General features: G+C 40.0%; 21 protein-coding genes and 2 tRNA genes. 20 read left to right on the top strand and 3 right to left on the bottom strand.

Annotation, left to right across the window (positions count from 1 at the left end; translation table 11 throughout):
- Window positions 1–14: 14 nt before the first annotated feature.
- The 14 genes from OCF96_RS01270 to OCF96_RS01205 all read left to right on the top strand — a co-directional run bounded on the left by OCF96_RS01270 (window position 15) and on the right by OCF96_RS01205 (window position 12,280).
- Complete coding sequence (locus OCF96_RS01270) at window positions 15–1,982, top strand: peptide ABC transporter substrate-binding protein (RefSeq protein ID WP_261048300.1); 1,968 nt, start codon at window positions 15–17, stop codon at window positions 1,980–1,982.
- Window positions 1,983–2,080: 98 nt separating this feature from the next.
- Window positions 2,081–2,311 carry a DUF2969 domain-containing protein gene (locus tag OCF96_RS01265; protein ID WP_000037110.1) on the top strand — a complete coding sequence of 77 codons (231 nt, stop codon included), beginning with the start codon at window positions 2,081–2,083 and terminating at the stop codon, window positions 2,309–2,311.
- A gap of 49 nt (window positions 2,312–2,360) precedes the next feature.
- Window positions 2,361–2,441, top strand: a tRNA-Tyr gene (locus OCF96_RS01260).
- Between the two features lie 9 nt (window positions 2,442–2,450).
- Window positions 2,451–2,522, top strand: a tRNA-Gln gene (locus OCF96_RS01255).
- A 161-nt stretch (window positions 2,523–2,683) separates the two neighbouring features.
- Window positions 2,684–3,886: a 30S ribosomal protein S1 gene (gene rpsA, locus OCF96_RS01250; RefSeq protein WP_001001631.1), complete on the top strand. Its 1,203-nt coding sequence runs from the start codon at window positions 2,684–2,686 to the stop codon at window positions 3,884–3,886.
- 85 nt (window positions 3,887–3,971) lie between these two features.
- Window positions 3,972–4,469: a GAF domain-containing protein gene (locus tag OCF96_RS01245; protein ID WP_261048302.1), complete on the top strand. Its 498-nt coding sequence runs from the start codon at window positions 3,972–3,974 to the stop codon at window positions 4,467–4,469.
- Window positions 4,469–6,124 (top strand): DNA polymerase III subunit gamma/tau, encoded by a 1,656-nt coding sequence (gene dnaX, locus OCF96_RS01240; RefSeq protein ID WP_261445278.1) that lies wholly within the window; start codon window positions 4,469–4,471, stop codon window positions 6,122–6,124. The genes OCF96_RS01245 and dnaX overlap by 1 nt, the downstream gene beginning before the upstream one ends.
- Before the next feature lie 27 nt (window positions 6,125–6,151).
- The gene (locus tag OCF96_RS01235; protein WP_061589973.1) at window positions 6,152–6,346 is read left to right on the top strand and encodes a DUF3272 domain-containing protein; all 195 of its coding nucleotides are present in this window, start codon (window positions 6,152–6,154) and stop codon (window positions 6,344–6,346) included.
- A gap of 150 nt (window positions 6,347–6,496) precedes the next feature.
- Window positions 6,497–7,267 (top strand): Fe-S cluster assembly ATPase SufC, encoded by a 771-nt coding sequence (gene sufC / locus OCF96_RS01230; protein WP_000114489.1) that lies wholly within the window; start codon window positions 6,497–6,499, stop codon window positions 7,265–7,267.
- Window positions 7,268–7,294: 27 nt separating this feature from the next.
- Entirely contained in the window at window positions 7,295–8,557 is a 1,263-nt protein-coding gene (sufD, locus tag OCF96_RS01225; RefSeq protein ID WP_201058140.1) for a Fe-S cluster assembly protein SufD, read from the top strand.
- Window positions 8,558–8,567: 10 nt separating this feature from the next.
- Window positions 8,568–9,794: a cysteine desulfurase gene (locus OCF96_RS01220; protein WP_261445268.1), complete on the top strand. Its 1,227-nt coding sequence runs from the start codon at window positions 8,568–8,570 to the stop codon at window positions 9,792–9,794.
- Entirely contained in the window at window positions 9,781–10,221 is a 441-nt protein-coding gene (gene sufU / locus OCF96_RS01215) for a Fe-S cluster assembly sulfur transfer protein SufU (RefSeq protein WP_261050123.1), read from the top strand. Before OCF96_RS01220 ends, sufU begins: the two co-directional genes overlap by 14 nt.
- 57 nt (window positions 10,222–10,278) lie before the next feature.
- Window positions 10,279–11,691 carry a Fe-S cluster assembly protein SufB gene (gene sufB, locus OCF96_RS01210; RefSeq protein ID WP_000797053.1) on the top strand — a complete coding sequence of 471 codons (1,413 nt, stop codon included), beginning with the start codon at window positions 10,279–10,281 and terminating at the stop codon, window positions 11,689–11,691.
- A gap of 19 nt (window positions 11,692–11,710) precedes the next feature.
- The gene (locus OCF96_RS01205; RefSeq protein WP_049543484.1) at window positions 11,711–12,280 is read left to right on the top strand and encodes a hypothetical protein; all 570 of its coding nucleotides are present in this window, start codon (window positions 11,711–11,713) and stop codon (window positions 12,278–12,280) included.
- 147 nt (window positions 12,281–12,427) lie between these two features.
- On the opposite strand, the gene pbp3 is transcribed toward OCF96_RS01205, so the two are convergent.
- Complete coding sequence (gene pbp3, locus OCF96_RS01200) at window positions 12,428–13,669, bottom strand: D-alanyl-D-alanine carboxypeptidase PBP3 (protein ID WP_261445257.1); 1,242 nt, start codon at window positions 13,667–13,669, stop codon at window positions 12,428–12,430.
- Window positions 13,670–13,771: 102 nt separating this feature from the next.
- On the opposite strand from pbp3, the gene OCF96_RS01195 reads away from it, so the two are divergent.
- Both OCF96_RS01195 and tuf read left to right on the top strand, forming a co-directional pair.
- Window positions 13,772–14,881 carry an AI-2E family transporter gene (locus OCF96_RS01195; RefSeq protein ID WP_023947789.1) on the top strand — a complete coding sequence of 370 codons (1,110 nt, stop codon included), beginning with the start codon at window positions 13,772–13,774 and terminating at the stop codon, window positions 14,879–14,881.
- 206 nt (window positions 14,882–15,087) lie between these two features.
- The gene (gene tuf / locus OCF96_RS01190; protein ID WP_001040726.1) at window positions 15,088–16,284 is read left to right on the top strand and encodes an elongation factor Tu; all 1,197 of its coding nucleotides are present in this window, start codon (window positions 15,088–15,090) and stop codon (window positions 16,282–16,284) included.
- A gap of 150 nt (window positions 16,285–16,434) precedes the next feature.
- Here the strand turns inward: tuf and OCF96_RS01185 are convergent, their stop codons facing one another.
- Together OCF96_RS01185 and OCF96_RS01180 are read right to left on the bottom strand one after the other, a co-directional pair.
- Window positions 16,435–17,517, bottom strand: a complete 1,083-nt coding sequence (locus OCF96_RS01185; protein ID WP_261445250.1) for a DEAD/DEAH box helicase — start codon at window positions 17,515–17,517, stop codon at window positions 16,435–16,437.
- On the bottom strand, window positions 17,514–18,491 hold the full coding sequence (locus OCF96_RS01180; RefSeq protein WP_261445247.1) for a Gfo/Idh/MocA family protein: 978 nt from the start codon (window positions 18,489–18,491) through the stop codon (window positions 17,514–17,516). The genes OCF96_RS01185 and OCF96_RS01180 overlap by 4 nt, the downstream gene beginning before the upstream one ends.
- A 153-nt stretch (window positions 18,492–18,644) precedes the next feature.
- On the opposite strand from OCF96_RS01180, the gene OCF96_RS01175 reads away from it, so the two are divergent.
- The 4 genes from OCF96_RS01175 (at window position 18,645) to rpmA (ending at window position 20,596) form a co-directional block, all read left to right on the top strand.
- Window positions 18,645–19,337, top strand: coding sequence for a YoaK family protein (locus OCF96_RS01175; protein ID WP_261445244.1), 693 nt, complete (start codon window positions 18,645–18,647; stop codon window positions 19,335–19,337).
- Between the two features lie 274 nt (window positions 19,338–19,611).
- Window positions 19,612–19,926 carry a 50S ribosomal protein L21 gene (rplU, locus tag OCF96_RS01170; RefSeq protein ID WP_000109141.1) on the top strand — a complete coding sequence of 105 codons (315 nt, stop codon included), beginning with the start codon at window positions 19,612–19,614 and terminating at the stop codon, window positions 19,924–19,926.
- A gap of 15 nt (window positions 19,927–19,941) precedes the next feature.
- Window positions 19,942–20,286 (top strand): ribosomal-processing cysteine protease Prp, encoded by a 345-nt coding sequence (locus OCF96_RS01165; RefSeq protein ID WP_000613699.1) that lies wholly within the window; start codon window positions 19,942–19,944, stop codon window positions 20,284–20,286.
- A 16-nt stretch (window positions 20,287–20,302) separates the two neighbouring features.
- Complete coding sequence (rpmA, locus tag OCF96_RS01160; RefSeq protein ID WP_006149998.1) at window positions 20,303–20,596, top strand: 50S ribosomal protein L27; 294 nt, start codon at window positions 20,303–20,305, stop codon at window positions 20,594–20,596.
- Window positions 20,597–20,805: the final 209 nt, after the last annotated feature.

Here is a 20,805-nt window from a genome sequence, read left to right as displayed (position 1 = left end):
AAAGGAGATTTTTTATGAAATCGAAAAAGTGGCTCTTAACAGCAGGAGTGGTCCTGAGCACAACAGCTCTTTTAGTAGCTTGTGGAAAAGCTGATAAAGAAGCAGATGCACCGACAACATTCTCATATGTCTATGCAGTAGATCCTGCATCTTTGGACTATAGTATAGCGACTCGTACTTCTACAACAGATGTCATCGGGAACGTGGTTGATGGTTTGATGGAAAACGACCAATACGGAAATGTTATTCCTTCCCTGGCTGAAGATTGGTCTGTCTCAAAAGATGGTTTGACTTATACCTATAAACTACGTAAAGGGGTTAAATGGTACACTTCAGAAGGTGAAGAATACGCCGAAGTAACAGCCCATGACTTTGTAACAGGACTAAAACACGTGGCCGACGGTAAGTCAGACGGTGTCTCTCTTATCCAAAATTCAATCAAGGGATTGGATGCCTACATGACTGGTGAGACGAATGATTTCTCTACAGTTGGTGTCAAAGCTTTGGATGATTACACAGTTGAATATACCCTAAACAAACCTGAAAGTTTCTGGAACTCTAAAGTCACAACAGCAACGATGTTGCCTGTAAATGAAGAGTTTTTGAAGGCATCAGGTAAAGATTATGGAGCAGTTACTCCAGCAGGGATTCTCTACAACGGTCCTTATATCTTGAAGACCCTAACTTCTAAATCGTTGATTGAATACGAGAAAAATCCAAATTATTGGGATAAAGAAAAGGTAAAAATAGAGAAGATTAAATTGACTTACTACGATGGTTCTGATCAGGAATCCTTGATCCGTAGTTTCTCATCTGGTGCCTATACGACAGCTCGTCTCTTCCCAAGTAGCTCAAACTTTGCTTCAACTTTGGAACAATACGGAGATAAAATCACTTATAGCCCACAGGATTCAAGTAGTTATTACTTCACCTTTAACGTAAATCGTCAGTCATATAATAAAACTGCGAAAACAAGTGAAGAGCAAAAAACTTCAACTAAAGAAGCTATGCTGAATAAGAACTTCCGTCAGGCTATCAACTTTGCCTTTAACCGCCATTCTTATGCTGCACAGCTAAATGGTGAAGACGGTGCGGACAAGATTATTCGTAACAGTCTAGTTCCAGATAACTTTGTGCAAGCAGGTGGTAAGAACTTTGGTCAAATCGCTCAAGCAGAGTTGGTGAACTATGGTGACCAATGGAAAGGTGTTGAGCTAGTTGACGGTAAGGATTCTATCTACAACCATGACAAGGCTAAAGCAGCCTTTGAAAAAGCTAAGAAAGACTTGGAATCTAAAGGGGTAACTTTCCCAATTCACTTGGATGTCCCAGTTGAACAAACAGATACTATTGCTGTTCAGCAAAGTAACTCTTTCAAACAGTCTATCGAATCAACTCTTGGTGCTGAAAATGTTGTCATCGACGTTCTTCAAATGACAGATAATGAAAAGGAAACAATCACTTCACAAGCGCGTGTTCCTTCTCAAAAAGACTATGATTTGAACAGTACAGGATGGGCTCCAAGTTATCAAGACCCAGCATCTTACTTGAATATCATGGATCCTAAATCAGGTTCTGCTATGAAACACCTTGGTATTACTAAAGGGAAAGATAAGGATGTTGTAGCTAAACTTGGTTTGGACCAATATAAGAAATTATTGGATGATGCAGATTCAGAAACTACAAATCTTGAAGAACGCTATGAAAAATATGCCAAGGCTCAAGCTTGGTTGACAGATAGTTCATTATTGATGCCGACAGCGTCATCTGGTGGTTCTCCAGTTGTAAGTAATGTCGTGCCATTCTCAAAACCGTACTCACAAGTTGGTATTAAGGGTGATCCATATATCTTTAAAGGAATGAAATTGCAAAAAGATATCGTTACAACAAAAGAATATGAAGAAGCACTGAAAAAATGGCAAAAAGAAAAATTGGAATCAAACGGTAAGTACCAAAAAGAACTAGAAAAACACATTAAATAAAGCAGAAAACTCTATATCAGACTTGGAATGATATAGAGTTTTTTCTTGCTAGTTTTGGGATTTTCTTGTAAAATAGAAAAAGTGAAGAGAGGTATGAAATGAGTAAGAAAGATAAAAAAATCGAAATTCAAGTAGCAGATGCCAAAGTTAAGGTAGGAAAAGACAGTTTTGAAGGTTATACATTGACCATTGGTAAAAAAGTTATCGGAGAAATTGCCGAATTAGATGGACAATTTGCCATTATAAAGAATGGGAATGTCGATAGTTTTTATAAAAAATTGGAAAAAGCTGTGGAAATTTTGATTGAAAATTATAATTTAGCAAAATAAGTCTTGTTTTTTTGAAATTTTCATGATATAATAGTTCATGTTGATTGTAGGAGAGATAGCGAAGAGGCTAAACGCGGCGGACTGTAAATCCGCTCCTTCGGGTTCGGGGGTTCGAATCCCTCTCTCTCCATTTCATCAATGGGGTATAGCCAAGCGGTAAGGCAAGGGACTTTGACTCCCTCATGCGTTGGTTCGAATCCAGCTACCCCAGTTCTTAGGTAATGATCAAGATAAAAAGCAAAATATCTTAGGGTATTTTATTTTTATAATTGAAAGACGTGAACGATATGAACATGTCCTTGCGGGTGCTTAGGAAAAAAATTATAAGTATGTCAAGTTTAAGAAAAACTTGATTGTTGGAGGATTTTTTAGATGAACGAATTTGAAGATTTGCTAAATAGCGTTAGCCAAGTTGAGACTGGTGATGTTGTTAGTGCTGAAGTATTGACAGTTGATGCGACTCAAGCTAACGTTGCAATCTCTGGAACTGGTGTCGAAGGTGTCTTGACTCTTCGCGAATTGACAAACGATCGCGATGCAGATATCAATGACTTTGTTAAAGTAGGAGAAGTATTGGATGTTCTTGTACTTCGTCAAGTAGTTGGTAAAGATACTGATACAGTTACATACCTTGTATCTAAAAAACGCCTTGAAGCTCGCAAAGCATGGGACAAACTTGTTGGTCGCGAAGAAGAAGTTGTTACTGTTAAAGGAACTCGTGCCGTTAAAGGTGGACTTTCAGTAGAATTTGAAGGTGTTCGTGGATTTATCCCAGCTTCAATGTTGGATACTCGTTTCGTACGTAACACTGAGCGTTTTGTAGGTCAAGAATTTGACGCTAAAATCAAAGAAGTTGACGCTAAAGAAAACCGCTTCATCCTTTCACGTCGTGAAGTTGTTGAAGCAGCTACAGCAGCAGCTCGCGCTGAAGTATTCGGTAAATTGGCTGTTGGTGATGTTGTAACTGGTAAAGTTGCTCGTATCACAAGCTTCGGTGCTTTCATCGACCTTGGTGGTGTTGACGGATTGGTTCACTTGACTGAATTGTCACACGAACGTAACGTATCACCAAAATCAGTTGTAACTGTTGGTGAAGAAATTGAAGTGAAAATCCTTGATCTTAACGAAGAAGAAGGACGTGTATCACTTTCACTTAAAGCAACAACACCTGGACCATGGGATGGCGTTGAGCAAAAATTGGCTAAAGGTGATGTAGTAGAAGGAACAGTTAAACGTTTGACTGACTTCGGTGCATTTGTTGAAGTATTGCCAGGTATCGATGGACTTGTTCACGTATCACAAATTTCACACAAACGTATTGAAAATCCAAAAGAAGCTCTTAAAGTTGGTCAAGAAGTTCAAGTTAAAGTTCTTGAAGTTAACGCAGATGCAGAGCGCGTATCACTTTCTATCAAAGCTCTTGAAGAGCGTCCAGCTCAAGAAGAAGGACAAAAAGAAGAAAAACGTGCTGCTCGTCCACGTCGTCCAAAACGTCAAGAAAAACGTGATTTCGAACTTCCAGAAACACAAACAGGATTCTCAATGGCTGACTTGTTCGGTGATATCGAACTTTAATCAAATTGAAAATTCATAAAATCCTTTGTTTCCTAAACAAGGGATTTTTCTTTTGTCTGTAAGTCTTTTTTGATATAATAGTTCTATGTTAGAATCAGAAAAACAATCACGTTATCAAATGTTAAATGAGGAGTTCTCTTTTTTATTGGATGGTGAAACCAATGTTTTGGCTAATCTTTCCAATGCCAGTGCTCTTCTAAAATCACGCTTTCCTAATACCGTATTTGCAGGCTTTTATCTGTTCGATGGAGAGGAATTGATTTTAGGTCCCTTCCAAGGAGGTGTTTCCTGCATCCGTATTGCACTGGGAAAAGGTGTTTGTGGGGAGGCAGCTCATTTTCAGGAAACTGTTCTGGTTGGTGATGTAAGGACTTATCCCAACTATATTTCTTGTGATAGTCGAGCTAAAAGTGAAATTGTTGTGCCGATGGTAAAGAATGGTCAATTACTTGGAGTTCTGGATCTGGATTCTTCAGAGATTGATGATTATAATGCTATGGATCGAGATTATTTGGAACAATTTGTCGCTATTTTGCTTGAAAAAACAGAATGGGACTTTACAATGTTTGGGGAGAAAGCCTAATGTATCAAGCACTTTATCGAAAATATAGAAGTCAAAACTTCTCCCAGTTGGTTGGTCAAGAAGTTGTGGCTAAGACTCTTAAACAAGCAGTAGAACAAGAGAAAATAAGTCATGCCTATCTTTTTTCTGGTCCACGTGGAACGGGAAAAACCAGTGTAGCCAAGATTTTTGCCAAAGCTATGAACTGTCCAAATCAAGTGGGTGGTGAACCTTGCAATAACTGCTATATTTGTCAGGCAGTGACGGACGGTAGTTTAGAAGATGTCATCGAAATGGATGCGGCCTCTAATAATGGGGTAGATGAAATTCGTGAAATTCGTGATAAATCTACTTACGCTCCTAGCCTTGCTCACTATAAGGTTTATATCATAGATGAGGTTCATATGCTGTCTACAGGGGCTTTTAATGCTCTCCTAAAGACACTAGAAGAGCCAACACAGAATGTGGTCTTTATTTTGGCCACTACTGAATTGCACAAGATTCCTGCCACTATTCTATCCCGTGTGCAACGTTTTGAGTTTAAATCAATTAAGACACAGGACATTAAGGAGCATATCCACTATATCTTAGAAAAAGAAAATATCAGTTCTGAACCAGAGGCTGTGGAAATCATTGCCAGACGGGCGGAAGGTGGAATGCGAGACGCCTTGTCTATTTTGGATCAAGCCCTGAGTTTGACACAGGGAAATGAATTGACGACTGCTATCTCTGAAGAAATTACAGGGACTATTAGTCTATCAGCCTTGGATGATTATGTGGCTGCCTTGTCTCAACAGGATGTTCCCAAGGCTTTGTCTTGTTTGAATCTTCTTTTTGACAATGGTAAGAGCATGACTCGTTTTGTGACCGACCTTTTACACTATTTAAGAGACTTGTTAATTGTCCAAACAGGTGGAGAAAACACTCATCATAGTCCAGTCTTTGTAGAAAATTTGGCACTTTCTCAAGAAAATCTGTTTGAAATGATTCGCTTAGCGACAGTCAGTTTAGCAGATATTAAGTCTAGTTTGCAGCCTAAGATTTATGCTGAGATGATGACTATCCGTTTAGTAGAGATTAAGCCTGAACCAGCTCTTTCTGGGGTAGTTGAACATGAAATTTCTGCATTGAGACAGGAAGTTGCCCGTCTCAAACAAGAACTCGCAAATGTGGGAACTGTAGCTAAGCCAATCAGTCCAGTACCTAGTCGTCCAACAGCAGGCAAAACAGTCTATCGTGTGGATCGTAATAAAGTTCAATCTATCCTACAAGAGGCCGTCGAAAATCCTGATTTAGCACGTCAAAATCTGATTCGCTTACAGAATGCCTGGGGAGAGGTGATTGAAAGTCTAGGTGGGCCTGATAAGGCTTTGCTAGTTGGTTCTCAACCGGTTGCGGCCAATGAACACCATGCTATTCTTGCTTTTGAGTCTAACTTCAATGCTGGTCAAACCATGAAACGAGACAATCTCAACACCATGTTTGGCAATATCCTCAGTCAGGCAGCAGGTTTTTCACCTGAGATTTTAGCCATTTCCATGGAGGAATGGAAAGAAGTTCGCGCAGCCTTTTCAGCCAAAGCCAAATCTTCCCAAACTGAAAAAGAAGCAGAAGAAAGCCTGATTCCAGAAGGATTTGAATTTTTGGCTGATAAAATGAAGGTAGAGGAAGACTAAAGAAAGATTTCATGATACAATAAGTTTATGCATAGACAACAATTTATTATCATCGCGCTGTTTACAGCTGCTGAGACCTATTTTTTCAATGAAGCCTGGATGACTGGTCGCTATATTATGGCAGCCTTTTGGGCCATTTTGCTTTTTAGAAATTTCCGAGTCAGTTACTTGATGGGCAAGATTGTAGATGTCATTGACCAGCACTTGAAAGGAAAAGACTAGTCCTCAGCTTCTAGACAAAATCAAAGCCTTTTAGGCTTTTTTTTGTTATACTATAAAAGTATATTTATTGACCTTTTACCGTATTTGCTAGGGAAATCAAGTATGTTTCCAGTAAGAACTGTAAAGGCTTTGAAAAAGAAAGGAACTATCATGTCAGTATTAGAGATCAAAGATCTTCACGTTGAGATTGAAGGAAAAGAAATTTTAAAAGGGGTTAACCTGACCCTTAAAACAGGAGAAATTGCCGCTATCATGGGACCAAATGGTACTGGTAAATCAACTCTTTCTGCCGCTATCATGGGAAACCCGAACTATGAAGTAACAAAGGGTGAAGTCTTGTTTGACGGTGTTAATATTCTTGAGTTGGAAGTAGATGAGCGTGCGCGAATGGGACTTTTCCTTGCTATGCAATACCCATCAGAAATTCCTGGAATTACTAACGCTGAATTTCTTCGTGCAGCCATGAATGCTGGTAAAGAAGACGATGAGAAGATTTCAGTTCGTGAGTTCATTACTAAACTGGATGAGAAAATGGAATTGCTCAACATGAAAGAAGAAATGGCTGAGCGTTACCTCAACGAAGGTTTCTCTGGCGGTGAGAAAAAGCGTAATGAAATTCTTCAACTTTTGATGTTGGAACCAACTTTCGCTCTTTTGGATGAGATTGACTCTGGTCTTGATATTGATGCTCTTAAAGTCGTTTCTAAAGGTGTGAATGCTATGCGTGGTGAAGGCTTTGGTGCTATGATTATCACTCACTACCAACGTCTTTTGAACTACATCACACCTGATGTAGTACACGTGATGATGGAAGGTCGTGTTGTCCTTTCAGGTGGTCCAGAACTGGCAGCGCGTTTGGAACGCGAAGGATACGCAAAATTAGCTGAAGAACTTGGCTACGACTACAAGGAAGAATTGTAATTCCCTCGTATCTTTTAGGAGAAGTAAATGACTAAAGAAAATATTAAACTTTTTTCAGAAATGCACGCTGAACCAAGCTGGTTGGCTGACCTCCGTCAAAAAGCTTTTGATAAGATTGAGAGTTTAGAATTACCAGTTATTGAGCGTGTCAAATTCCACCGTTGGAATCTGGGGGATGGAACGATTACAGAAAATGAGCCATCAGCAAATGTTCCAGATTTCACTGCACTAGATAACCACTTGAAATTGGTGCAAGTAGGAACTCAAACTGTTTTTGAGCAAACTCCAGTTGAGTTGGCTGAACAGGGTGTCGTCTTTACAGACTTCCACTCAGCTTTAGAAGAAATTCCAGAGCTTATTGAGGAATTCTTCATGTCATCTGTTAAGTATGACGATGATAAATTAGCAGCCTACCATACAGCTTATTTCAATAGTGGTGCTGTTCTCTACATTCCTGATAATGTTGAAATTAAAGAGCCAATCGAAGGCATTTTCTACCAAGATAGTGATAGTGATGTGCCGTTTAACAAGCATATTATGATTATCGCTGGTAAGAACAGTAAAATTAGCTATCTTGAACGTTTAGAGTCACGCGGCGAAGGAAGTGCCAAAGCAACTGCTAATATAACAGTAGAAGTCATTGCTCGTTCAGGTGCTCAAGTCAAGTTTGCTGCGATCGACCGTCTAGGTGAAAACGTCACTGCCTACATTAGCCGTCGTGGTAAATTAGGCAACGATGCAAGCATTGACTGGGCGATTGGTGTTATGAACGAAGGCAACGTCGTTGCTGATTTTGATAGTGACTTGATTGGTAACGGTAGCCATGCTGACCTTAAAGTCGTAGCTCTATCAAGTGGCCGTCAGGTGCAAGGGATTGATACTCGCGTAACCAACTACGGCTGCAACTCAATTGGTAATATCCTACAACATGGTGTTATTCTTGAGAAAGCGACTTTGACTTTCAATGGTATTGGCCACATCATCAAGGGTGCCAAGGGAGCAGATGCCCAACAAGAAAGTCGTGTTCTTATGCTTTCAGACCAAGCGCGTTCAGATGCCAACCCAATCCTTTTGATTGATGAAAATGACGTAACTGCAGGACACGCGGCTTCTATCGGTCAGGTAGATCCAGAAGACATGTACTACCTCATGAGCCGTGGCTTGGATAAGGCAACTGCAGAGCGTTTGGTTGTTCGTGGTTTCCTTGGCTCTGTTATCGTTGAGATTCCAGTCAAAGAAGTTCGTGATGAGATGATTGCAACTATCGAAGAAAAATTGTCAAAACGCTAAGGGGAAGCCTATGTTAGATGTAGAGATGATTCGTAAGGATTTTCCAATTTTAGACCAGATTGTCAACGATGAACCATTGGTCTATTTGGACAATGCTGCGACGACACAAAAACCACAAGCAGTTCTGGAAACGATTAATCGCTACTATGAACAGGATAATGCAAATGTTCACCGGGGTGTTCATACCTTGGCAGAACGGGCGACAGCTTCTTATGAGGCGGCTCGTGAAACCATTGCTAAGTTTATCAATGCAGGTTCTACAAAGGAAGTTCTCTTTACCAGAGGAACGACAACCAGTCTTAACTGGGTGGCGTGCTTTGCGGAGGAAGTCTTGACTGAGGGAGACCAGGTCTTGATTTCTGTTATGGAACACCATTCCAATATCATTCCTTGGCAAGAAACTTGTCGCAAGACAGGAGCTGAACTTGTCTATGTCTATCTCAAGGATGGAGCTCTGGATATGGATGATTTGCGAGCTAAATTGACTGATAGAGTCAAGTTTGTTTCCCTTGCTCACGCCTCAAATGTTCTGGGTGTGGTCAATCCAATCAAAGAAATCACTCAATTAGCTCATCAAGTTGGAGCCATTATGGTGGTGGATGGTGCTCAATCTACGCCTCATATGAAGATTGATGTTCAGGACTTGGATGTGGACTTCTTTGCCTTTTCAGGTCACAAGATGGCTGGTCCGACTGGAATCGGTGTTCTTTACGGCAAAGAAAAGTATCTGGAACAAATGTCACCAGTAGAATTTGGCGGCGAAATGATTGATTTCGTTTATGAAGAATCTGCTAGTTGGAAGGAATTACCTTGGAAATTCGAGGCAGGAACTCCTAACATGGCAGGTGCGATTGGACTTGCTGCTGCAGTAGATTATCTTGAAAAGATTGGTATGGATGCCATTGAAGCCCATGAACAGGAACTGATTGAATACGTCTATCCAAAACTGCAGGCGATTGAAGGATTGACCATTTATGGTTCGCAGGACTTGGCTCAACGTTCAGGTGTCATTGCCTTTAACCTAGGTGACCTTCATCCGCACGACCTTGCGACTGCTTTGGATTATGAAGGAGTGGCTGTTCGCGCAGGTCACCATTGCGCTCAACCCTTGCTTCAGTATTTGGATGTTCCAGCAACAGCTCGTGCAAGTTTTTATATCTATAATACCAAGGCAGATTGTGACAAGCTAGTCGATGCCTTACAAAAGACAAAGGAGTTTTTCAATGGCACTTTCTAAACTAGATAGTCTTTATATGGCAGTGGTAGCGGACCATTCGAAAAATCCACATCACCAAGGAAAGTTGGAAGATGCTGAACAAATCAGTCTCAACAATCCGACCTGTGGAGATGTCATCAATCTCTCTGTCAAGTTTGATGCAGATGATCGTTTGGAGGATATCGCTTTTCTAAACTCAGGCTGTACCATCTCAACTGCCTCTGCTAGTATGATGACAGACGCAGTTTTGGGCAAAACCAAACAAGAAATCTTAGAACTTGCGACTATTTTTTCTGAGATGGTTCAAGGGCAAAAAGATGAGCGCCAAGACCAACTTGGTGACGCAGCCTTCTTGTCAGGTGTTGCCAAATTCCCTCAACGAATCAAGTGTGCAACCCTAGCTTGGAATGCTCTTAAGAAAACAATCGAAAATCAAGAAAATCAGTAAGGCAAGTTTCTTTTGTCTTATGAATCAGTAGAAATGAAGAATGAAAGAAAGGATATTATGGCTGAAGAAAGAGTAGAACCAAAACCAATTGACCTTGGTGAATATAAATTTGGTTTCCATGATGATGTAGAGCCTGTCCTATCGACAGGAAAAGGATTGAATGAAGATGTCATTCGTGAGCTATCAGCTGCAAAGGGAGAACCTGAGTGGATGTTAGAGTTCCGTTTGAAGTCTTATGAAACTTTCAAAAAAATGCCCATGCAAACTTGGGGAGCAGACTTGTCAGAGATTGATTTTGATGACTTGATCTACTACCAAAAACCATCTGATAAACCAGCCCGTTCATGGGATGAAGTTCCTGAAAAAATCAAGGAAACCTTTGAACGTATTGGGATTCCGGAAGCTGAGCGTGCTTATCTAGCAGGTGCCTCTGCCCAGTACGAGTCAGAAGTGGTTTACCACAACATGAAGGAAGAGTTCCAAAAATTGGGGATTATCTTTACAGATACGGATTCTGCCCTCAAGGAATACCCAGACTTGTTTAAACAATACTTTGCTAAGTTGGTACCGCCAACAGATAACAAGTTGGCTGCCCTTAACTCAGCAGTATGGTCTGGTGGAACCTTTATCTACGTACCAAAAGGAGTCAAGGTAGATATTCCACTTCAAACTTACTTCCGTATCAACAACGAAAATACTGGTCAGTTTGAACGTACCTTGATTATCGTTGATGAGGGAGCAAGTGTCCATTACGTAGAAGGATGTACAGCACCGACTTATTCAAGTAACAGCTTGCACGCTGCCATTGTAGAAATCTTTGCCTTGGATGGAGCTTACATGCGCTATACAACCATCCAAAACTGGTCTGATAACGTATATAACTTGGTAACCAAACGTGCCAAAGCCTTGAAAGATGCAACTGTTGAGTGGATTGATGGAAACTTGGGTGCCAAAACGACTATGAAATATCCATCTGTATACTTAGATGGAGAAGGAGCGCGCGGTACCATGCTCTCTATCGCCTTTGCTAATGCTGGGCAACACCAAGATACTGGTGCTAAGATGATCCATAATGCTCCACATACCAGCTCGTCCATCGTGTCTAAATCCATCGCTAAAGGTGGAGGAAAGGTTGACTACCGTGGACAAGTAACCTTTAACAAGAACTCTAAGAAATCTGTTTCTCACATTGAGTGTGATACCATTATCATGGATGACTTGTCAGCATCAGATACTATTCCATTTAATGAAATTCACAACTCGCAAGTCGCTTTGGAACACGAAGCCAAGGTTTCAAAAATTTCAGAAGAACAACTCTATTACCTCATGAGTCGTGGATTGTCAGAATCAGAGGCAACTGAAATGATTGTTATGGGATTTGTAGAACCCTTCACAAAAGAACTTCCAATGGAGTATGCTGTTGAGCTTAACCGCTTGATCAGCTACGAAATGGAAGGGTCAGTTGGGTAATAGGAACTAGGAGAAGCAAATGGGATTCTTAAAAAAATTATTTGGTAATATCGAGAAAGCGAATAAAGGCGAAATTTCTGCCGAGGAAATTGTTCCACCTTTCACAATTGATTTGGTAGAAGAAGCTGATGATTATTGGAGACAAATGGAAGAAAATCTCCTTATAAACGCTGTAAAGGCTGTTGGTGGTCCAGAGGCAGTGGAACGTGCTTTTGTTCTTACCAATTTTAAGAAAAATCAAGAAACCTTTGAGCTCTTTTATCAGGTGGATGGTCAATTACTTTCTTGGCGAGAGATGGACGCAAGTGTTGTAGATAAAATCAGCAATCAACTTCTTCCACAAGCATCAGAAGTTGCACAAGCAGTAAATGAGAATTATGAAGAGGCAAATGTACCGGTAATCGACTACGCTATGCTTCAGTTTGAAACTGCAACCATGGCTTGGTTTGGACGGAAGCTTACAACAGCTTCTCCTGAAGCCAAATTGATTTTTGAAGAATTGGTATCTGGTTGGCGCGCTATTTTGGAAAAAGAAGTACTAAATCGTCCATTGGATAGTGACCGTCCGTTTCCCTATTATGAAGTTTAAAAAACAAATATAATGAATTGAAACTGGAATAGTACACTGTGATTTCTAAAACATTTTTAGAAATTAGTTTTCTGTCCCAATAAATTTGTTCAGTTTTTATTTCATTTCACTATAAAATAAAAAATCGCGGTTTAAAATCGCGATTTTTTATAATTTTTCATTGATGAAGCGGATAAACTGATTCCACCAAACTTTTAAGAAGAAGGCTTTTTCAACTTTCTTTTCCGCTACCATTTCGAAACTAGGACGTTCTGTGGTAATGTAACCTTGACCAATCAAGTCCTTGTCTTCATAAGTCAAATGTCCAACCACTGTTCCGGCTTCAAGTGGTGCTGGGATTGCTTTAGAATCAGGTGTGAATTGAACAGATTGGGAAGATTGACTTCCAACACGTTCAATTAAAGAGATATCATCTTTGGCAACGGCAGTGACTGTATCTTCTTTTCCATCTTGTACTGGGGCTTTGCTATCTTGGTAGGCATCGCCTTTTTGAACGATTTTGCGAAGCATGAATGTAGAAGAAATATAATCCATTAGTGAAGATGTAGCTGTAAAACGAGCGTAAGGATTATTGTCCTGATGGTCTGCATTCAAAACAACTGTGATAACCCTCATCCCTTTTTCAACAGTAGTACCAACAAAAGATTCACCAGCTTTGTCTGTTGTTCCTGTCTTGAGTCCGTCAAAACCACCTCGATGAGCAGGCATGCCTTCTAACATGTAGTTTGTCGAAGTGATTGTCATTCCAGCAAAAGTAGAAGAAGGTTTTTTCGTGATTTCCAAGACTTGTGGGTATTTTTTGATGAGATTGCGAGCAACGATAGCGACATCATAAGCACTGAGCTTGTTTTCATCATCTTTTTTAGATCCTGGGTAAATGTTATCCCCTAAAGTCTCATTGTTAAGACCCGTCGTATTGACAACAGTGGCATCCTGAATGCCCCATTCCAAGAGCTTTGCCCTCATCATATCGACGAAATCTTTTTCTGAGCCAGCAATTTTTTCAGCTAACGCAATAGCTGCACTGTTAGCACTGGATACTAGGGTTGCTTCCAGTAGTTGTTCGACGGTATAATTACGAGCCTCCATAGGAACGTTACTCGCTTCAGAATTTGTCGTTAATTTGTATGGATAATCAGAGATATCTACCGGAGTTGATAGTGTAATACTACCGTTTTCCAAGGCTTCATAGACAAGATAAACAGTAATCAATTTTGTGATCGAAGCAATTTCAACTGGCTGGGTTGCATCTTTCTCATAGAGAATTTTACCGGTATTTGCCTCAACAGCAATTGCATGTTTAGCAGCAATATTAAAATCTTGAGCATCAACAGTAGATGCTGCCCCAATAACGGAAAGGCTTAGGAGAGTTAAAATTATTTTTTTCATAGTAAGTTTATTCTATCATAAAGAAAAAAATATTCCCAGTTTCATGATATAAGAAAGAAGCTTTTTTGAAAGTGTGGTAAAATAGATGAATGGAGGTACTTCATGTTTCGTAAGAATAAATTATTTTTTTGGACCAGTGAGATTTTACTATTAACCATCATCTTTTATTTATGGAGACAGATGGGTGGGATTATAACGCCTTTTGTAAGTGTCGCAAACACTATAATGATTCCCTTTCTTTTAGGTGGTTTTTTATATTATTTGACCAATCCTATTGTAAATTTTTTACAAAAGTATTTCAAAATTAACCGTATCATTGGTATTCTACTAACCTTGTGCGCCTTGGTTTGTGGGCTAGTTATTGGGGTCGTCTATCTCTTACCGATTTTGATTAATCAGCTGACAAGTTTGATTGCTACAAGTCAGACAATCTACAGTCGTCTGCAAGATTTGATTATCGATTTATCCACTTATCCAGCCTTTCAAAATTTAGATATTCAAGCGACTATTCAACAGTTAAATCTCTCTTATGTAGATATTCTACAGAATATCCTAAATAGTGTAACGAATAGTGTTGGAAGTGTCTTATCTGCGCTCTTTAGTACTGTTTTGATTATTATCATGACACCTGTATTTTTAATTTATTTTTTGTTAGATGGCCACAAATTCTTGCCGATGCTTGAGCGTACTGTTTTAAAGCGAGATAAGTTGCATATTACAGGTCTTTTAAAAAATTTGAATACTACAATTGCTCGATATATTAGTGGAGTTGCTATTGATGCGATTATTATTGGTTGTTTGGCCTTTATCGGATATAGCGTGATTGGTTTGAAATACGCTTTGGTCTTTGCCATCTTTTCAGGATTGGCCAATCTCATTCCTTATGTTGGACCAAGTATTGGTTTGATTCCGATGATTATCGCCAATGTCTTTACTGATCCTCATAGAATGCTGATTGCAGTTGTTTATATGTTGATTATTCAACAAGTAGATGGGAACATCCTTTACCCTCGAATCGTTGGTGGAGTGATGAAGGTTCATCCAATTACGATTTTAGTATTACTTTTGTTATCAAGTAATATCTATGGTGTCATTGGCATGATTGTCGCAGTACCAACCTATTCTATCTTAAAAGAAATTTCTAAGTTTTTATCACGTTTGTATGAAAATCATAAAATAATGAAAGAACGAGAAAGAGAATTAGCTAAGTAAAAATCAGGAAATTCCTGATTTTTCTTTTTCATTAAAGAAGTGATGGGAGTAGAAATACCGTTTAGATTAGTAGATTAAGAATAATTCACAAAAACTTTGTAAAACACTTGCAATTTAGCTGAAATTTGATAAAATAGTAAGGAAAGTTAGACTGTATTGCCTACTGTCTATCTATAAAATATATTTTATTGGAGGCTTTTACTCAAATGGCAAAAGAAAAATACGATCGTAGTAAACCACACGTTAACATTGGTACTATCGGACACGTTGACCACGGTAAAACTACCCTAACTGCAGCTATCACAACTGTTTTGGCACGTCGCTTGCCTTCATCAGTTAACCAACCTAAAGACTATGCGTCTATCGATGCTGCTCCAGAAGAACGCGAACGCGGTATCACAATCAATACTGCGCACGTTGAGTACGAAACTGAAAAACGTCACTACGCTCACATCGACGCTCCAGGACACGCGGACTACGTTAAAAACATGATCACTGGTGCCGCTCAAATGGACGGAGCTATCCTTGTAGTAGCTTCAACTGACGGACCAATGCCACAAACTCGTGAGCACATCCTTCTTTCACGTCAGGTTGGTGTTAAACACCTTATCGTCTTCATGAACAAAGTTGACTTGGTTGACGACGAAGAATTGCTTGAATTGGTTGAAATGGAAATCCGTGACCTATTGTCAGAATACGACTTCCCAGGTGACGATCTTCCAGTTATCCAAGGTTCAGCTCTTAAAGCTCTTGAAGGTGACACTAAATACGAAGACATCGTTATGGAATTGATGAACACAGTTGATGAGTACATCCCAGAACCAGAACGTGACACTGACAAACCATTGCTTCTTCCAGTCGAAGACGTATTCTCAATTACTGGACGTGGTACAGTTGCTTCAGGACGTATCGACCGTGGTATCGTTAAAGTCAACGACGAAATCGAAATCGTTGGTATCAAAGAAGAAACTCAAAAAGCAGTTGTTACTGGTGTTGAAATGTTCCGTAAACAACTTGACGAAGGTCTTGCCGGAGATAACGTAGGTGTCCTTCTTCGTGGTGTTCAACGTGATGAAATCGAACGTGGACAAGTTATCGCTAAACCAGGTTCAATCAACCCACACACTAAATTCAAAGGTGAAGTCTACATCCTTACTAAAGAAGAAGGTGGACGTCACACTCCATTCTTCAACAACTACCGTCCACAATTCTACTTCCGTACTACTGACGTTACAGGTTCAATCGAACTTCCAGCAGGTACTGAAATGGTAATGCCTGGTGATAACGTGACAATCGACGTTGAGTTGATCCACCCAATCGCCGTAGAACAAGGTACTACATTCTCTATCCGTGAGGGTGGACGTACTGTTGGTTCAGGTATGGTTACAGAAATCGAAGCTTAATTCGATTTAGTTCCCAGAAGAACAATTATTTAAGTCAGACACTAAAAGAATCTTGCTTTGCAAGGTTCTTTTTTTCTGATATTGAACTAAAATTGAAGAATTGTACACAAAAAGCTCTATACACTTGATGGGCATAGAGCAAACGGAGCTTTATCTGATATAGAGTTCTTGGTTTTTCAAGACAATTTCACGTACACTTGCAAACTTCTTAAGTTTTTTGATTTCTTCTGGATGAGTGACGAGAGTGATAACGTAACCTTCCTTGCCCATACGACCAGTACGGCCAGCACGGTGAGTGTAGGTTTCGCTATCTCTAGGAACATCAAAGTTTACGACACATTCGAGGCTATCGATATCAATTCCACGAGCCAGAAGGTCTGTTGCGAGAAGTAGGGTTAGTTGCTTGTCTTTAAACTTTTCTAAGATGACTTTTCTGAACTTGACATTGACATCACTAGCGAGGGAAACAGCCAAGATATCCCGATACTGTAGTTTTTCTTCTGCACTTCCAAGGTCTGATAGGCTGTTAAAGAAGACAAGACCTCGGAAATCCTCTACATGAGCCAGTTTTCGTAGCATATCCACTCGGTGACGTTGATCTACCTGCATGTAGAAATGCTGGATATTGTCCAGTTTTTGATCAGAGAGATCAATGGTTCGCGTGCTAGATGCAATCTTTTCTTGGTCAAACTTGGTCGTCGCACTCATGTAGACCAGTTGGTGGTCACGCGGTGCGTAGTGAGTGATTTTCTCAACAAAGTGTATCTGAGAATCATCTAGTAATTGGTCAAATTCATCCAGGATGATGGTTTCCACATTCATCATCTTGATTTTTTTCAATTTAATCAACTCAAAGATACGGCCAGGTGTTCCAATCAGAATTTCTGGTCCTTTTTTTAGGCGCTCAATTTGACGTTTCTGACTTGAACCTGATAAGAAGAGCTGGGCAGTCAAGCCGATAGCTTCTGCCCACGTTTTACACACTTCAAAAATCTGTCCAGCAAGTTCTGTATTTGGTGCTAGAATCAAGAGTTGTTGGGCTTTTTTCTTTTGTAGTCTGAGAAGACTTGGTAAGAGATAAGCGAGGGTCTTGCCTGTTCCTGTTGGGCTTACTCCTAGAAGATTTTCACCTGCAAGAAGGGGCTCAAATAGTTGAGTTTGAATGGGGGTGAATTCTTGGAAAGCGAGTTGGTCACTTAGTTCTTGCCATTCAGTCGGTAGTTTGGTTTTCATTTTTCTGCCTCAAATCTAATGCCAGCAGTCTGGCGCATGGTATATAGTAGCTCATGAACAGAACTTGCATCTTCCAGCCAAGTTTGGTAGAGATTCAGATCTGGTTGTTGGATCATTTGTGCAAATGCAGCGACTTCTACAGTCATCGTATGAGGAGCCTGTTGAATAGGAAGCTGGATTTGATTGCTTTGGTGGTCGGTAAAAATAGCCGAGCGAACATGCTCGATGGTGTTGAGGGTCAAGGTACCATCTGTCGTATAAATTTCGCAAGGAAGATTGGAAGTGATGTTTTTCCCAGCCTTGATATGAACTTGAAAATCAGGGTAAAAGAGGATTCCGTCTCCATTCAGGTCCATGCTATTGTCAAGCTGTTGAGCCTGATAGGTCGCGTTCTCAGCTTTTCCAAAGAGACGAACGGCAGCGTAGAGGGGATAAATCCCCAAATCCATGAGAGCACCGCCAGCAAAACGATCTGAGAAGACATTAGGTGTCTCCCCAGCCAACAAGTTAGGCATTTTGGAAGAATACTTAGCATAGTTGAAATCTGCCCCTAAAATTTGCTTGTCTGCTAAAAAGTTTTTGATAGTTATAAAAGCTTTTTCATGGTAATTGCGAGCTGCTTCGAATATAAAACAGTGATTTTTCTCAGCTGTATGTCTCAAATCTAGCCATTCTTGTGGCTGAGTGACAGCTGGTTTTTCAAGAATGACGTGTTTACCTGCAGACAAGGCAGCTTTTGCCTGAGCAAAATGCAAGGAATTTGGACTGGCAATATAGACCACATCAAAGGAGCTCTTGAAGAAGTCTTCTAATTGATCAAAGAGTTGGATATCCTGATAGCGAGAAGCAAAGGTTGCCGCAGTTTCTAGTTTTCTAGAATAGACTGCGACCAGCTTGTATTCTCCACTGGTATGGGCTGCTTCTATGAAGTGGTGGCTGATAGCCCCTGTTCCGATGACACCTAATTTAAGCATAGTTACTCCTTTTCCAATTTCAAATCCTTCTTTCATTATAACATAGATAGACAGGACTATCCAACAGAGGGGAAAAAATTTCAAATAAGCTACTAGGTCTTTTCCAAAGAAAGTGGTACAATAATGAGATGAGTAAATGAAATGGGAGGGAAAATGAGGTTATTACCGATAAGAAAAATATCACGTCAGTCTAAGAGGCTAGCGCTTTTTTTGACTTTTTGTGCAGGTTATGTAGATGCCTATACGTTTATTGTGCGAGGGAACACTCTTGTAGCTGGACAAACTGGGAATGTCGTCTTTCTTTCAGTAGAATTAATCCAAAATAATGTTTCAGATGTTAGGGACAAGGTTCTCACCTTGCTAGCTTTTATGATGGGGGTCTTTTTATTAACTGTTTATAAGGAAAAATTGAGAATTGTGAAAAAACCGATTCTGTCACTGATTCCTTTGGCAATCTTATCAATCATTATTGGTTTTGTGCCGCAAACTGTGGATAATATCTATCTAGTACCACCCTTGGCCTTCTGTATGGGACTGGTGACAACTGCTTTTGGAGAAGTGTCGGGTATTGCCTATAATAACGCTTTTATGACAGGAAATATCAAGCGGACCATGCTGGCTTTTGGAGATTATTTCCGAACCAAGCACACACCTTTTTTGCGTGAAGGATTTATATTTGTTAGCCTGCTTAGTAGTTTTGTCCTTGGCGTTGTCTTTTCAGCCTATTTGACGATTTTCTATCATGAAAAGACTATTCTTGGTGTTCCTATTATGATGAGTATTTTTTACCTCAGTATGCTTTTTGCCTCGTGGCGGAAAAAAGTAAAAGAAAAAGCTTCATTTTAGGTGTTATTACTTGTAAGAAAATAGGAGATATGCTATACTTGAAGAGTTGACTATGCACGTTCCTGTGCAACCGCACGAACATCGTTGCTCGTCGTATAACAAATTTAAACTTCGTCATTGTCGCCTTGCCTAACATAAGTTATGCCTTCGGCTCAATTCCTAGTTTATTCTTTGTTATACTTAGAGCTCTTCTTTTAAGTGGTTCGTCCCACGATGCTAGGCGAGTCTTCACAAAAAATTCGGGGAAACCCATAAAAATCATAGGAGGTGCATAATGAGCACATACGCAATTATCAAAACTGGCGGAAAACAAGTTAAAGTTGAAGTTGGTCAAGCAGTTTACGTTGAAAAATTGAACGTTGAAGCTGGTCAAGAAGTTACTTTTAACGAAGTTGTTCTTGTTGGTGGTGAAAACACTGTTGTCGGAACTCCACTTGTTGCTGGAGCTACTGTAGTTGGAACTGTTGAAAAACAAGGAAAACAAAAGAAAGTTGTTACTTACAAGTACAAACCTAAAAAAGGTAGCCACCGTAAACAAGGTCACCGTCAACCATATACTAAAGTTGTCATCAACGCAATCAACGCTTAATTTTAAGGAGAACACATGATACAGGCAGTCTTTGAGAGAGCCGAAGATGGCGAGCTGAGGAGTGCGGAAATTACTGGACACGCCGAGAGTGGCGAATACGGCTTAGATGTCGTGTGTGCATCGGTTTCTACGCTTGCCATTAACTTTATCAATTCCATTGAAAAATTTGCAGGCTATGAACCAATCTTAGAATTAAACGAAGATGAAGGTGGCTATCTGATGGTTGAAATTCCAAAAGATCTTCCTTCACACCAGAGAGAAATGACCCAGTTATTCTTTGAATCATTTTTCTTAGGTATGGCAAACTTATCGGAGAACTCTTCAGAGTTCGTCCAAACCAGAGTTATCACAGAAAACTAACACGGAGGAAAACATTATGTTAAAAATGACTCTTAGCAACTTGCAACTTTTCGCCCACAAAAAAGGTGGAGGTTCTACATCAAACGGACGTGATTCACAAGCAAAACGTCTTGGAGCTAAAGCAGCTGACGGACAAACTGTAACAGGTGGATCAATCCTTTACCGTCAACGTGGTACACACATCTACCCTGGTGTAAACGTTGGACGTGGTGGAGACGATACTTTGTTCGCTAAAGTTGAGGGCGTAGTACGCTTTGAACGTAAAGGACGCGATAAAAAACAAGTTTCTGTTTACCCAATCGCAAAATAAAAAGGTCCAGTGAACCTTTTTATCCCGAGCCTTGAAGTATAAAGGCGAGGAAGCTAGAAGTAGCATTAAATAAGGCTTTCCGAGATTTCGGAGAGCCTCTTTTTTTGTTTTGGTACCCACGCTGGTACCCATATTTAAAATCCTATATATGAAGCGAACTTGTTAGCTACTTTATCTGTTGTTGAAAAATTATAATCTAGTAGAATTTT

It is taken from the genome of Streptococcus mitis (assembly GCF_946190065.1).
In the GTDB taxonomy this organism is placed as follows: Bacteria; Bacillota; Bacilli; order Lactobacillales; family Streptococcaceae; genus Streptococcus; species Streptococcus mitis_DE.
Note: the sequence above shows the minus strand (reverse complement) of the source record. Positions and strands in the feature narration are given on the sequence as shown.

Bases quoted from the DNA above. Each gene is read 5' to 3' on its own strand.
- OCF96_RS01270 (WP_261048300.1), top strand. From the start codon at position 15: ATGAAATCGAAAAAGTGGCTCTTAACAGCAGGAGTGGTCCTGAGCACA.
- OCF96_RS01265 (WP_000037110.1), top strand. From the start codon at position 2,081: ATGAGTAAGAAAGATAAAAAAATCGAAATTCAAGTAGCAGATGCCAAA.
- rpsA (WP_001001631.1), top strand. From the start codon at position 2,684: ATGAACGAATTTGAAGATTTGCTAAATAGCGTTAGCCAAGTTGAGACT.
- OCF96_RS01245 (WP_261048302.1), top strand. From the start codon at position 3,972: ATGTTAGAATCAGAAAAACAATCACGTTATCAAATGTTAAATGAGGAG.
- dnaX (WP_261445278.1), top strand. From the start codon at position 4,469: ATGTATCAAGCACTTTATCGAAAATATAGAAGTCAAAACTTCTCCCAG.
- OCF96_RS01235 (WP_061589973.1), top strand. From the start codon at position 6,152: ATGCATAGACAACAATTTATTATCATCGCGCTGTTTACAGCTGCTGAG.
- sufC (WP_000114489.1), top strand. From the start codon at position 6,497: ATGTCAGTATTAGAGATCAAAGATCTTCACGTTGAGATTGAAGGAAAA.
- sufD (WP_201058140.1), top strand. From the start codon at position 7,295: ATGACTAAAGAAAATATTAAACTTTTTTCAGAAATGCACGCTGAACCA.
- OCF96_RS01220 (WP_261445268.1), top strand. From the start codon at position 8,568: ATGTTAGATGTAGAGATGATTCGTAAGGATTTTCCAATTTTAGACCAG.
- sufU (WP_261050123.1), top strand. From the start codon at position 9,781: ATGGCACTTTCTAAACTAGATAGTCTTTATATGGCAGTGGTAGCGGAC.
- sufB (WP_000797053.1), top strand. From the start codon at position 10,279: ATGGCTGAAGAAAGAGTAGAACCAAAACCAATTGACCTTGGTGAATAT.
- OCF96_RS01205 (WP_049543484.1), top strand. From the start codon at position 11,711: ATGGGATTCTTAAAAAAATTATTTGGTAATATCGAGAAAGCGAATAAA.
- pbp3 (WP_261445257.1), bottom strand. From the start codon at position 13,669: ATGAAAAAAATAATTTTAACTCTCCTAAGCCTTTCCGTTATTGGGGCA.
- OCF96_RS01195 (WP_023947789.1), top strand. From the start codon at position 13,772: ATGTTTCGTAAGAATAAATTATTTTTTTGGACCAGTGAGATTTTACTA.
- tuf (WP_001040726.1), top strand. From the start codon at position 15,088: ATGGCAAAAGAAAAATACGATCGTAGTAAACCACACGTTAACATTGGT.
- OCF96_RS01185 (WP_261445250.1), bottom strand. From the start codon at position 17,517: ATGAAAACCAAACTACCGACTGAATGGCAAGAACTAAGTGACCAACTC.
- OCF96_RS01180 (WP_261445247.1), bottom strand. From the start codon at position 18,491: ATGCTTAAATTAGGTGTCATCGGAACAGGGGCTATCAGCCACCACTTC.
- OCF96_RS01175 (WP_261445244.1), top strand. From the start codon at position 18,645: ATGAGGTTATTACCGATAAGAAAAATATCACGTCAGTCTAAGAGGCTA.
- rplU (WP_000109141.1), top strand. From the start codon at position 19,612: ATGAGCACATACGCAATTATCAAAACTGGCGGAAAACAAGTTAAAGTT.
- OCF96_RS01165 (WP_000613699.1), top strand. From the start codon at position 19,942: ATGATACAGGCAGTCTTTGAGAGAGCCGAAGATGGCGAGCTGAGGAGT.
- rpmA (WP_006149998.1), top strand. From the start codon at position 20,303: ATGTTAAAAATGACTCTTAGCAACTTGCAACTTTTCGCCCACAAAAAA.